The 12,472-nt window shown below is 55.0% G+C and carries 13 protein-coding genes; 7 read left to right on the forward strand and 6 right to left on the reverse strand.

The window, feature by feature from the left end; translation table 11 throughout:
* The first annotated feature begins 292 nt into the window (after positions 1-292).
* A complete protein-coding gene (locus VJ369_RS14475; RefSeq protein WP_324092767.1) occupies positions 293-1,507 on the forward strand; it encodes an MFS transporter in 1,215 nt (404 codons plus the stop codon).
* Here VJ369_RS14475 and VJ369_RS14480 read toward each other — a convergent pair.
* Entirely contained in the window at positions 1,504-1,950 is a 447-nt protein-coding gene (locus VJ369_RS14480; RefSeq protein WP_324092768.1) for an Lrp/AsnC family transcriptional regulator, read from the reverse strand. The two genes, VJ369_RS14475 and VJ369_RS14480, sit on opposite strands and share 4 nt — an antisense overlap.
* Before the next feature lie 154 nt (positions 1,951-2,104).
* Between VJ369_RS14480 and VJ369_RS14485 the strand changes: the two genes are divergently transcribed.
* The 6 genes from VJ369_RS14485 to VJ369_RS14510 all read left to right on the forward strand — a co-directional run bounded on the left by VJ369_RS14485 (position 2,105) and on the right by VJ369_RS14510 (position 7,535).
* On the forward strand, positions 2,105-2,830 hold the full coding sequence (locus tag VJ369_RS14485; RefSeq protein ID WP_324092769.1) for a LysE family translocator: 726 nt from the start codon (positions 2,105-2,107) through the stop codon (positions 2,828-2,830).
* Between the two features lie 151 nt (positions 2,831-2,981).
* On the forward strand, positions 2,982-3,671 hold the full coding sequence (locus VJ369_RS14490; protein WP_324092770.1) for an ABC transporter ATP-binding protein: 690 nt from the start codon (positions 2,982-2,984) through the stop codon (positions 3,669-3,671).
* Positions 3,668-4,273, forward strand: a complete 606-nt coding sequence (locus tag VJ369_RS14495; RefSeq protein ID WP_324092771.1) for an energy-coupling factor transporter transmembrane component T — start codon at positions 3,668-3,670, stop codon at positions 4,271-4,273. Before VJ369_RS14490 ends, VJ369_RS14495 begins: the two co-directional genes overlap by 4 nt.
* 43 nt (positions 4,274-4,316) lie before the next feature.
* Positions 4,317-4,892 carry a biotin transporter BioY gene (locus tag VJ369_RS14500; RefSeq protein WP_324092772.1) on the forward strand — a complete coding sequence of 192 codons (576 nt, stop codon included), beginning with the start codon at positions 4,317-4,319 and terminating at the stop codon, positions 4,890-4,892.
* A 4-nt stretch (positions 4,893-4,896) separates the two neighbouring features.
* Entirely contained in the window at positions 4,897-6,366 is a 1,470-nt protein-coding gene (locus VJ369_RS14505) for a class I adenylate-forming enzyme family protein (protein ID WP_324092773.1), read from the forward strand.
* On the forward strand, positions 6,363-7,535 hold the full coding sequence (locus tag VJ369_RS14510) for a thiolase family protein (RefSeq protein ID WP_324092774.1): 1,173 nt from the start codon (positions 6,363-6,365) through the stop codon (positions 7,533-7,535). The genes VJ369_RS14505 and VJ369_RS14510 overlap by 4 nt, the downstream gene beginning before the upstream one ends.
* 86 nt (positions 7,536-7,621) lie before the next feature.
* On the opposite strand, the gene VJ369_RS14515 is transcribed toward VJ369_RS14510, so the two are convergent.
* The 5 genes from VJ369_RS14515 to VJ369_RS14535 are packed head-to-tail and all read right to left on the reverse strand — an operon-like array spanning position 7,622 to position 12,311.
* Positions 7,622-7,966 (reverse strand): metal-sulfur cluster assembly factor, encoded by a 345-nt coding sequence (locus tag VJ369_RS14515; protein WP_105673795.1) that lies wholly within the window; start codon positions 7,964-7,966, stop codon positions 7,622-7,624.
* Positions 7,967-7,979: 13 nt separating this feature from the next.
* Entirely contained in the window at positions 7,980-8,738 is a 759-nt protein-coding gene (gene sufC / locus VJ369_RS14520) for a Fe-S cluster assembly ATPase SufC (protein ID WP_105673793.1), read from the reverse strand.
* 47 nt (positions 8,739-8,785) lie between these two features.
* Entirely contained in the window at positions 8,786-10,066 is a 1,281-nt protein-coding gene (gene sufD / locus VJ369_RS14525; RefSeq protein ID WP_324092775.1) for a Fe-S cluster assembly protein SufD, read from the reverse strand.
* 2 nt (positions 10,067-10,068) lie between these two features.
* A complete protein-coding gene (sufB, locus tag VJ369_RS14530) occupies positions 10,069-11,529 on the reverse strand; it encodes a Fe-S cluster assembly protein SufB (protein ID WP_105673789.1) in 1,461 nt (486 codons plus the stop codon).
* Positions 11,526-12,311: a metalloregulator ArsR/SmtB family transcription factor gene (locus VJ369_RS14535; protein ID WP_324092776.1), complete on the reverse strand. Its 786-nt coding sequence runs from the start codon at positions 12,309-12,311 to the stop codon at positions 11,526-11,528. The genes sufB and VJ369_RS14535 overlap by 4 nt, the downstream gene beginning before the upstream one ends.
* Between the last annotated feature and the right edge of the window lie 161 nt (positions 12,312-12,472).

Consider the following 12,472-nt stretch of genomic DNA (forward strand, 5'->3'; position numbering starts at 1 on the left):
ACGGGTTGCTTTTGACCCTAGTAGCTACCTGATTTTTTGAGAAGAGCCAGCCTCGCGGCAGATGACCAAGGAATCCCCGCGCCGTGGCACTTTTTTGCGATGGGCCCCAATGGCCTGCCGCGCTTGCACATACTCAACCCGCCACGCACAGTGCAAGTACCCGATACTTGGAGTTTCATATGCAACACCTAAAAGTGCGCTAGCAGTGCACCTGAAGTCGATGATTTTAGTTTCAACTTTTTCTAATGTGGGATAAACTCTAGGTGCTGTACAAATCAGGAGGAACAGGTAGATGGCGCTTATCGCCCCCGCTTTAGCTAAGCCGTTACTCGGCGAACGCTCCAGCGTTAACCTTATTTTCCTGATCGCAGGATTATCTTTCGCCTCTTGGGCCGGAAGACTTTCAGTGATCGACATGGTCTTTGACTTCTCAGGCTCACAGCTAGGTGCTTTTCTTTTTTTCATGACGGCTGGCACCTTAGCCGGAATTGCATTGGCGCCGACTCTTAGCCGAGCGTTCTCAGCCAAAAATCTTCTACTGATACTCCCCATCTTCCTGGCTGCGGTATTGGTGACCCTTGGCGTATCAGTCACGATTCTGCAGAGCAGTATCGCCGCTTTCGTAATCTTATTTTTCAACGGGCTAATATTCGGTTGCCTTGATATCACGATGAATGTTAACGGAGCCAAGGTTGAACGGAAGCTAGGCAAAAGCATCATGCCCTCATTGCATGGATTTTTCAGTCTCGGCTCCTTGCTCGGCGCGGGTATCGCAACGGCTACACTGAGCCTAAAAATTGAAACTATCTGGCACTTCAGCTTTGTCGCCGTAGCAATTGTCGGCTTAACACTCTTTGCACAGACCGGTTTTAGAAACTGGAATTACAATTACTCAGCCCCACGAGACAAAGCCCAGCTGAAGGCCTCCGGCGCACGTTCACGACGCGGACTGTTGCTGCTACTGGGACTCATGGTTGCCGGGCTCAGCTTTGCAGAAGGAGCTGCCAACGATTGGCTTACAGTTGCTTCTGTCGTCGGGCATGGACTCAGCCATCCCAGCGGTGCGCTGATGTTTACCCTCTTTACCGGAGCGATGACCGTCGGCAGATTCACGGGCGGACCAATTGTTGATCGCATTGGAACCAAATGTTCCCTGATGATCATGGGCCTGATCGGCTTGGTCGGAATTGTCTTGTTTATTCTCGGCGACAACATCTGGATGCTTGGGGCCGGGGCGCTATTTTGGGGGCTGGGTAGTTCACTCGGGTTCCCTGTGGGAATGTCCATTGCGGCCTCGCGCAGCGATCACCTTGGACCACGTGCCGTGAGTGTTATCAGCGCCTTTGGCTATGGGGCTATGCTCAGCGGACCACCGGTTATCGGGTTCGTCGCAGATATCATCGGATTACCGCAGGCCCTCTGGCTCATTGTTACAATCTTGGTCATCTCGTTGATCATCACTCCACGAGCAGCCCAAACCGGCCAATCGCTCGAAGTTAAAAGCTAAACGGGTAGGATCGCTCGTTCTTTGATATTTCGCATCACGATAGTGCTAGTTAGCTTCTCCACGCCGGGCAGTTCAACTAACACCTCATCGTAGAGGTGCTGATAGTGGCTCAGATCCTTGGCGTAAACACGCAACAAGAAATCTGGTTCACCAAAGAGTCGTTGCGCTTCTACGATTAACTCATCTTTTTCGACTGCCGCCTCGAAGGCTTTGAGTTGCGTACGGTCCTTGAGCGTTACGAAGACCAGGGCCTCGAATGCTAAGCCAACGCGTTCTGGAGCAATGACAGCCTGATAGCCGGCAATGACCCCAGTTCGCTCGAGTTCACGAATGCGCCGATGACAAGGTGCAACCGAGAGCCCAACTTTGCTGGCTACCGCAGTTGCACTCATCCGGCCGTCCAATTGCAATTCAGCGATGATTGCCCGGTCTAATTTATCCATGAACCCAGCTTACAACGCAATATATTTGCGAAATTTTTCGACTTATCAAGAAAAGATTGCTTGGATCGGCGCTTCTTAGGTAAAAACGGCAAGCACTTTTCGACCAAATTTCCCTAACCTAAGATGAGCAAGTCAGGAACTATGAGGAGACACCATGGAAATCACGCAACTAACCGGCTTCCTCTTGGTCTCCGTTACCCTCGCTTGCACGCCCGGTGCCGATTGGGCTTATATCATTTCCTCGGCTATCGGACCCAAAGGCTACCGCGCGGCAGTATGGGGACTGCTGACGGGCTATCTATTTCACACCGCGCTACTTGTCTGTGGCGTGGCAGCGCTAGTCGCCAGTTCGCCACAACTGCTCCTTTGGCTAACCATGGCAGGATCCGTCTACCTGCTCTGGCTCGGAATTACCACGCTCACCAGCTGGAAATCAGCAAAATTCTACCCAGCTTCCCCTGCAGACGACGCAGAATTTGAGGGAACTAATGACCAACGCCGTAGCACACGCAACGCATCCCCCGGGCCCCTTGCGCTTCTGACCAAGGCTCCAGCATCTGAGAATTCGCGTGCACAGTGGAGGGCACCTTTCTTCAAAGGACTGCTAACCAGTGGGGTCAACCCGAAGGCGCTGCTTCTCTATTTGGCGCTGATTCCGCAGTTCATCAGTCCGGACGCAAGTTGGCCATTGTCCGTTCAGACCGGCGCACTTGGCCTCACTCATTTTGCGGTATCGGTCGCCGTATACTTTGCCGTTGCCCTAACCGCGCGTCTTTTATTACGCTCCAGACCACTTGCCGCAAGAATTGTGACTGCGTGTTCGGGGATCATTATGATTGGACTTTCACTAGTGCTTATCTACGATCAGTTCTTTGGGTAAACACAATTTATTGAACACTGATCAAGACAATTGAACAGTGATCAAGTATGCTCTTTTCTCAGTGGTATAAAACGTCACTGAGAACGCCTTCCAGACACCGATCAAACAGCGGTGACCTACTGGATGAACAAGTACGTCGCGATGGAGCATTGTGGAATTACCAGAGATCCAGCTTGAGCAAGTCACTGTCAGTTTTGAAGACCGCACGGTGCTCACTGATATCACCCTGACGCTCAATGAACGTCGCATCGGAGTCATCGGGGCAAACGGAGCAGGTAAAAGCACACTGTCGCGATTACTCAACGCACTAGTTATTCCTACCAGTGGTACCGTCCGCGTGGGAGGACTGGATACGTCCAAAAGCGCGAAACAGATTCGTCGCGATGTGGGTTTCGTTTTCCAAAACCCTGCCAATCAAATCATCATGCCGCTGGTCGCAGACGATATTGCCTTTGGCCTGAAAAATATCGGCTTGTCCAAATCAGAACGCAAAGTTCGAGTCGCACAGACCCTTGACGAACTGAACATTGGCCATCTGGCAGATCGTGAGAGCCATACGCTTTCCGGCGGTGAGCAGCAAATGGTGGCATTGGCCGCAGTGATTGCCATGCAACCACGCACGATTGTTTTTGACGAGCCCACAACCATGCTCGATCTACGTAATCGGCTGCGCTTCCAACGCGAGATCGCCCAACTTCCGCAACGAGCCATCGTCATTACTCACGATCTAGAAATACTGGAAGACTTTGATCGTGTCCTCGTGGTTACTGACGGGATCATCGCCTTTGATGGTCAGCCTGCGGATGCTGTTGATCATTACCGCCAGTGGAGCCACGTATGATCGCCGGGCTGAACACCTCATACCTCGCCAAATTACCAGCGGGGCTTAAATTTGGAGCATTGCTGATCGTCAGCATCGGCCTATACCTGATCGGTAGTTGGCAGATCCTCTCGGTGCTGCTCATTTTGAGCGTCATCGTTTTGCTCAGCGCCCGGGTGAACTTGCGCCAGCTACGCATGCCCCTGGTGACCTTGCTCCTCATCCTCGGTATCGTCTTTGTCTCCTTAGGAATCCAGACAACTTGGGACAGCGCGCTAGTGTCGGTACTTCGCCTGCTCACCATGTGCATGTTTGCCTACGCCGTCAGCTTGACGACCACCTTTGACGCCATGCTCGAACTCTTCCAACAGGTGGCCTCTCCCCTACGTCATGTCGGTGCCAACCCGGCACAAATTTCCTTAGGGCTATCTTTGGCTATTCGTTTCATTCCCGAACTCAAACGCGTATATCTTGAAGTCCGCGAAGCCCAGCATGCGCGCGGGCTAGCAAATAATCCCCTCGCCGTAGCGGTTCCACTGGTGATTCGATCCCTCCGGATCGCCGAAGATACCGCCGAAGCGCTAGAAGCACGCGGTTACGACTCCGCCGAACATTCCAACTAATCCTCTCCAGGCTCTCTCGCACAATCATTCGTTAGGACACTCCATGGCAACTGCTACAACTTCGCAAACCCGAAATACTGTTTATGTCGCAATATTTGCGGCCATGATCGCCGCTATGGGCTTAGTTCCGCCCATCGTGATCGGCATTGTGCCGGTGCCGATTACACTGCAAACTTTGGGCGTCATGCTCGCTGGAGCCCTCCTCGGCCCGGTACGTGGCATGCTCTCAAGTTTGATTGTGGTAGTCCTTGCCTTAGCCGGCTTACCACTGTTAGCTGGCGGCCGTGGTGGACTGGCCGTGTTGCTAGGCCCAACCGGCGGCTACCTGCTGGGCTGGATCTTTGGTTCCCTGGTGATTGGCGCGCTGTTCAAATTCTGGGTGCTCCGCCAAAAGAGCCAAACCGGACGTATGATCACAGGATTGGTCTCGGTCATCATTGGCGGTATCGGCGTGATCTACCTGTTCGGCATTCCATGGACAGCAGCAGTGACAGGGCTTGATCTTGGCACCTCCGCGGTAGGCGCCATCGCATTCTTACCTGGAGACCTTATCAAAGCCGTAGTCACCGCGCTGGTGGCTGTCACCGTGCACCGCAGCTACCGGGCGCTGATGAGCTAACCCGATGGATCTTGCCAGCCAATTGCAACAGCATGCGCGGACCCGTCCACGTCACCCCGCGGTCATCAGCACCACTCACGTTATGGATTATTCTTCCTTAGCCGCGAGCAGTAATGCGTTGGCTGGCAAGCTACGTCAGAAAGTTTTACCAGCAAACCGTATCGGTATCTACTGCACCGACCCCATCTCTCTGGCTATCGCCTTCCATGGGTGCCTGCTGGCCGGTATGAGCGCGATCATCCTGGATCCGGCATGGCCTTCGGCACGGCTTCGCCAAATGCTAGATCTCTTCGACTCACCCACCGTGCTCTGCGACCGCGATGAGGAATCAGTTTTACGCGCCTTAGGCCAAAACCCAATGCTAGTGCCATCAGTGGTTGAGGACGCAGCTGCTGTACCGGCGATAACGCCCTCCGACGACGCACAGTGCGAGCTGTTGGTCGTCTTCACTTCTGGATCTAGCGGATCTCCCAAGGCGGTAATGCGCAGTCGCCAGTCGTGGCAGCAGTCAATCGGCAGGTGCGCCACGACCCTCGGTGCCACCCAGGACTCACGAACTCTGGTGCCCGGCCCGCTGACCCACGGGCTAGGCCTCTACGCTCTCGTGGAATCGATTGCCACCGGAGGAACACTCGTGGCACCCGGACGCTGGAAAGCTCAGGACGTGTCCACGCTATTAAAAACCGAAAACTGCAACCGGGTGGTCGCTGTTCCTACGCTGATAGGGCTCATGCTTGACCTGCTCGAGTCGAACTTACCTGCCACGCTCCGTCATGTGGTCACTGGCGGTGAACCGTTGGCTTCGCCGCTGGCCCAAAGGATCTTGCAAATTTCCCCACAGATCACTTGCACCGAATACTACGGAAGTAGTGAGCACAGCCTCATTGCCTACCGGGAGCATCAACGCTCGGCCAAAGATTCGAATCCAGAATTCATCGGCACCTTCTTCGACGGTGTCCGGGCGCATCTGCATTCGCCGCAAGACAACGGCGTTGGCCGGCTCATGATTGCCAGCGACTTTAATGCCACCGGCTATGACCCACGCGGCCCAGGCGAGTTGGAACGCTGCCAAGATGCGACCGGGGTAGGTGATCTTGCCCGCTTACTACCGGATAACCAGATCCAAATATTGGGTCGTCACGGTGGGATGCTCAATATTAATGGGAACAATATTTACCCGGCAGAAATTAGCACCGCCTTAGAACAATGCGGGCTTACCCAGTCTGTGATTCAGGCTCATCACGATACACCGGGCAAGGCAAAAATTACCGCCTATTGTCTGCTTCCGGAACCACAAACGATTCCCGATGCGCTGGAGCTGCACCGCGAGCTGAAAAACTTACTTCCCATCTACAAGATTCCCCATGAAATCGTTTTTTTATCTGACTGGCCACTGACGAACAGCGGCAAGCAAGATATTCTGCGCCTTCCCTTACCGACGGCCAGGGGTCTAAGAAAGCTGCGTTTACGATGAATGAAGCATTGATTATCGCGGCTCGGCGCACGCCTATCGTGCGGTCGAATAAAGAGTTTGCGCAGTTAGGCGCCGAAGATCTGCTGGCAGAAGTTTTTAACGCGTTGCTCGAAGATTCAAACTTGGATCCTGCTGCGGTAGACCACGTTTTTGCCGGAAATGCTGCCGGACCGGGCGGGGATATAGCCCGAGTAGCCGCTCAGGCATCGCGTCTACCTCTGACCGTTCCAGCCACTACACTAGACGCGCAGTGTGCCAGCGCTTTAGAAGCCATTGCGGCTGGGGCGCGAATGATTCAGTGCGGTGAAGCACGCGCAGTCATCGCCGGAGGCGTCGAATCGGTCAGTACTGCGCCGTGGAGGATGGAAAAGAATGTTGTGCCCGGCACTCCCCCGCGCATCTATTCACGAGCTCGTTTTACCCCACGTCCTCACTCGGACCCAGAGATGGGCGTCGCGGCCGAAAACATCGCCACAGAGTTTAGTGTCTCGCGCAGAGCCCAAGACGATTTTGCCTTGCGAAGCCACCAGCGTGCGGTCCAACCTCAGCAGGCCGCTCGATTCGATAACGAGATAGTGACGGTGCGCACCGCTACCGGTCTCATCAACCGCGATACGTGTCCGCGAGCGGGACTCACGGAGCGAAAACTTGGGGCGTTGCGCCCAGCCTTTGTTCCTGGCGGCACGGTGACTGCAGGTAATTCGTGTCCCATTAATGACGGTGCCGCGGCGGTGCTAATCGTTGACGCCGAGTATTTCAATCAGTTGGGTGCAAATTTTGCACTGCGTTATCTGTCCACAGGTAGCGGCGCGTGCGACCCACAAATCTTGGGCATGGCAGCCGTTCCCGCCTATCGAAAACTCGAGCAGCTACTAGGCAAACGCCGACTGGATCAGGCCGGGCTCATTGAGTTCAACGAAGCCTTTGCCGTGCAAGCCATTGCCTGTCTGACTCAGCTTGGAATAGCTCCTGAAGACGTAAATCGTGATGGTGGGGCGTTGGCACTGGGCCACCCCTACGGGGCTAGTGGTGCCATTTTGACCACGAGACTGTTCTGGCAGGCTAAAGAAAAGAAGGTTGAAGACGAGTTGTGCTTGGCTTTGATGGCGGCAGCCGGCGGTACCGGCACAGCCATGGCTTTTGAAACGGTACACACACCAAATCACTGAGGCTTAAGAACAGCACTTCAAACACAAAGAAAAGGCGCCTTTCAAAATCCCTAGCGGATTTTGAAAGGCGCCTTTTTCAATACAACTTAGATGTTGAAACCAAGTGCTCGCATCTGGTCGCGGCCATCATCGGTGATACGTTCTGGACCCCAAGGTGGCATCCAGACCCAGTTCAGACGATGCTCGTCGACAACGCTTTCCATAGCCTGGGCAACCTGCTCTTCGATAATATCGGTGAGCGGGCAGGCAGCGGTGGTGAGCGTCATATCGAGAATTAGCACGCCGTCTTCGGCGTACTTCATTCCGTAAAGCAAACCCAAGTCGACAATGTTGACGCCGAGTTCCGGGTCAATCACGTCTTTGAGCGCCTCTTCGACATCTTCCAACGGAGTCGTTTTGGCTCCTGTGCTCTGTTCGGTTAATTCACTCATGAGTTATACCTTACTAGGCCTGAACGTTAAGGAAGCGGTCGTAACCTTCTTCTTCCAAACGATCTGCAAGTTCTGCGCCGCCCTGCTCAGCAATACGACCATCAACGAACACGTGCACGAAGTCTGGCTTGATGTAGCGCAGGATGCGAGTGTAGTGGGTGATCAGCAAGGTGCCCATCTGGTTTTCTTCCTGAGCGCGGTTAACACCCTCAGATACGGTCTTCAACGCGTCAACGTCAAGGCCCGAGTCAGTCTCATCCAGAATCGAGAACTTAGGCTTGAAAAGTTCCATCTGCAGGATTTCAACGCGCTTCTTCTCGCCACCGGAGAAGCCTTCGTTGACGTTACGGCCAGCGAAGTCCGCATCGATCTTCAGCTTCGCCATGGCTTCCTTGACGTCCTTGGTCCAGGTACGCAGCTTCGGCGCTTCGCCGTCGATTGCGGTCTTGGCGGTACGCAAGAAGTTAGTCATGGTCACGCCTGGGACCTCAACTGGGTACTGCATGGCCAGGAACAGACCTGCCTTGGCACGCTCGTCAACGCTCATCTCCAGTACGTCGGCACCATCAAGGGTAATTGAACCCGAGGTGACCTTGTAGCGTGGGTGACCGGCGATGGTCGAAGCCAAGGTGGACTTGCCCGAGCCGTTAGGGCCCATGATTGCGTGGGTTTCGTTGGTGTTGATTACCAATGAAACACCCTTGAGAATTTCCTTCTCGCCCTGCTCGGTGTCGATCGAGACGTGCAGGTCTTTGATTTCCAGAGTAGACATACGTCGTTCCGTTTCTATATCTAAAAGGCTGGTAGAACCGGCGCTACTTAAAGGTGAGTAGCTGCCAATTCTTCTTCGATGGTCTCGGTCAGGCGCTCTTCGAGCTGCTCGTCACCGATATGCTGGACGATTTCGTTCAGGAATCCACGAACCACCAAGCGGCGAGCGGTCTTCTCATCGATACCGCGGGCCATCAGGTAGAACAGGTGCTCGTCGTCAAAGCGTCCCGTGGTGGAAGCGTGTCCGGCACCATCAATGAGGCCGGTCTCGATTTCCAGGTTAGGAACCGAGTCGGCGCGAGTACCGTCGGTGAGCACCAGGTTGCGGTTCGCTTCGTAGGAGTCGGTACCCACAGCGGCCTTCTGGATCAGCACGTCGCCAACCCAGACCGTGTGTGCGCCCTTGCCCTGCAAGGCACCCTTGTACAATACGTTCGACTTGCAGTTAGGAACTGCGTGATCAACGAACAAGCGGTGTTCCAGGTGCTGACCGGCGTCGGCGAAGTACAGGCCGTACAACTCGATCTCAGCGTGTTCCCCAGCAAAACGTGCTGATGGGTTCACGCGCACCAAGTCGCCACCGAAGGTGACAACAATGTGCTTGAAGGTTGCGTCCTTGGCTACCACAGCCTGCTGCGAGGAAGCGTGGATTGCGTCCGACTCCCAAGCCTGCAGGGAGACAACACGCAGGCGCGCGCCCTGGCGAACATCAAATTCGATGTTCTGCGCCAGTACTGCCGAACCCACGTGGTCAATAACGACCATGGCTTCGGAGTTTTCCTCGGCCACGATGATTAGGTGCTGAGCTGCAGGTTCCAGCGACTCGCCGGTGATGCGCAGTACGCTCTTGGTGTTCTCGGCGTTAGCCGGGATGGTCAGAACCTGCGCGCCATCGGCGTACTTCCAGCCGTTGGCCGACACGCGGTCATCGGGGGTGAAAGCGTTGCCGCGGATCGCGTCGTCTGCTGCGACGGTGCGCAGCGTGACGTTCTCTGAACCGGTCAGCTCGACCTTTGGTGCTTTACCGGTCAGTTCAGCGGTGTGCAGCGAACCGATACGCTTCAGCGGGGTAAAGCGCCAGTCTTCTTCACGGCCGGTGAGCTTGGGGAAGTCTTCAACGTTGTAGCTGGTCAACCGGCCTGCACGCGAAGAATCCGCGACACCTTCGCCGCCACCGTGGCTGTGGCTCTTAGAGGAAGCCCCGGCTAGTGGTGAGGAAGCGCTGTCGTTTAGCGGCGAAAGGTTTTCGCCCTCTTCGGTGAAGCCCGGAATCGATGGGGCGCCAATGCGCGCCTTCTCTTCGGGAATCTGAGTGGTGGTCTCCGACATTCTTAGCCGACCGATCCTTCCATCTGGAGTTCAATAAGGCGGTTCAGTTCCAGCGCGTATTCCATTGGAAGCTCACGTGCGATTGGCTCAACGAAGCCACGCACGATCATTGCCATTGCCTCGTCCTCGGCCATGCCGCGGGACATCAGGTAGAACAGTTGCTCTTCAGAAACACGGGAAACCGTCGCCTCGTGGCCCATCGTTACGTCATCCTCGCGGACGTCGATGTATGGGTAAGTGTCCGAGCGCGAAATCTGGTCAACCAGCAACGCGTCACAGACGACCGAGTTCTTTGTACCCTTGGCACCTTCGCGGACCTGGACCAAGCCACGGTATGCGGAGCGGCCACCGTTACGAGCCACCGACTTAGCGACAATGGCGCTAGAGGTGTTCGGAGCGATGTGAACCATCTTCGAACCGGTGTCCTGGTGCTGGCCTTCGCCGGCGAAGGCGATGGACAGGGTTTCACCCTTGGCGTGCTCGCCAACCAGGTATACGGCTGGGTACTTCATGGTGACCTTGGAGCCGATGTTGCCATCGACCCATTCCATGGTGGCGCCTTCTTCACAGATGGCACGCTTGGTCACGAGGTTGTACACGTTGGTCGACCAGTTCTGGATGGTCGTGTAGCGAACGCGGGCGTTCTTCTTCACGATGATCTCAACTACTGCCGAGTGCAGCGAGTCCGACTGGTAGATCGGAGCGGTACAACCCTCGATGTAGTGAACGTAGGAACCTTCATCGGCGATGATCAAAGTACGCTCAAACTGACCCATGTTTTCCGTGTTGATACGGAAGTAGGCCTGCAGTGGGATCTCTACGTGGACGCCCTTAGGAACGTATACGAAGGAGCCACCGGACCAGGTCGCGGTGTTCAGCGAAGCGAATTTGTTATCGCCTGCCGGGATGACCGAACCGAAGTACTCCTTGAAGACGTCTTCGTGTTCCCGCAACGCGGTATCGGTATCGAGGAAGATCACACCCTGAGCTTCAAGGTCTTCACGCAGCTGGTGATAAACAACCTCGGACTCATACTGCGCGGCAACGCCAGAAACCAGACGCTGCTTCTCAGCCTCAGGAATACCCAGCTTGTCATAGGTGTTCTTGATATCTTCCGGAAGGTCTTCCCACGAGGTGGCTTGCTTCTCGGTCGAGCGAACGAAGTACTTGATGTTGTCGAAGTCGATGCCTGAGAGGTCTGGACCCCAGGTTGGCATTGGCTTGCGATCGAAGTACTTCAAGCCCTTCTGACGTAGCTCCAACATCCACTCAGGCTCTGACTTGAGGTTGGAAATGTTGGCTACAACTTCAGCGTCAACTCCACGGCGTGCATTTGCACCCGCGTCGTTCTTATCTGACCAGCCGTATTCGTAATTACCGATTCCTTGGAGTTCGGGGTTCTTCTCCAGAATTTCGGAAATTACACCTGGGTCGGCAGACTCCTGTGCAATCTGATCCGTCATCGCGGCCTCTCCATCTTCGTGAACTGAATTCGAGTTCTTTTCTCAGCGCGTATCGGCGCCTTTCCGCGACCCACTGGAATGTGGGTCGTGCACACATGTCCGCCACCGGCCAATGTCGAGAGCCTTCGCACATCAACACCGACCAGTCGAGCAAACATTTCAGTTTCCATGTCGCAAAACACCGGAAACTCGCGTGCCAAATCTTGTATGGGGCAATGCCCCTGGCACAGCTGAACGCTGCGCATTAGTGCTTTCGAAACTTTCGCTTCGACATTGCGGGTGTATCCCACAAAACCGTCTGAACTGAGCAACTCGCTAAGCTTCATTGTTCGTTCTTCGAGTCCTTCTATACCGTCCATTGCCTTCGCATAACGGTTTTCCATCGTCGCGAAGCGGTCCCGCGCGAATTTGCGAATTGCATCTTCGCCGGCCGCATCCCCGAGCACCTTAAGTGCTTGGGTGGCGATGTCTAGGTAATCGTTGCCCAGCTTCGTCTGTCCGCGGTGCGATAGTACGTACCTGCGAGACGGTCGCCCTGCGCCCGACTTCTGATTTGCTACCAGCTTTACCTCAACAAGCCCTGCTTTTGACAGCGCATCGAGGTGACGGCGAACCGCTGCTGGCGTGAACCCTAGCTTGTTGCCAAGTTCGGCCGCGCTGACCGGTCCGTCTTCGAGCACCGCGTTTAGAACTCGGTCTCGCGTGCGCTCTTCAGCATCCCCAACCGTGCCAACCGTGGTGCCGGTTGCGGTACTAGCTGTGTCTGAATTAGATGAATACACAACACAAGCATGCCTATATTTTCCCCCTACGTCTAGTAAGGAAGGACTTACTAAGGTAGGGCTAGTCATTCCAAGAATCACAGGGATTTTGCGCCCTATGGCTATCATCCTCCGCACCGAAACCTAAATCGAGCCTTCGTGACTAAAGACTCAACCCTTAC

The organism is Glutamicibacter sp., assembly GCF_035257265.1.
GTDB lineage: Bacteria > Actinomycetota > Actinomycetes > Actinomycetales > Micrococcaceae > Glutamicibacter.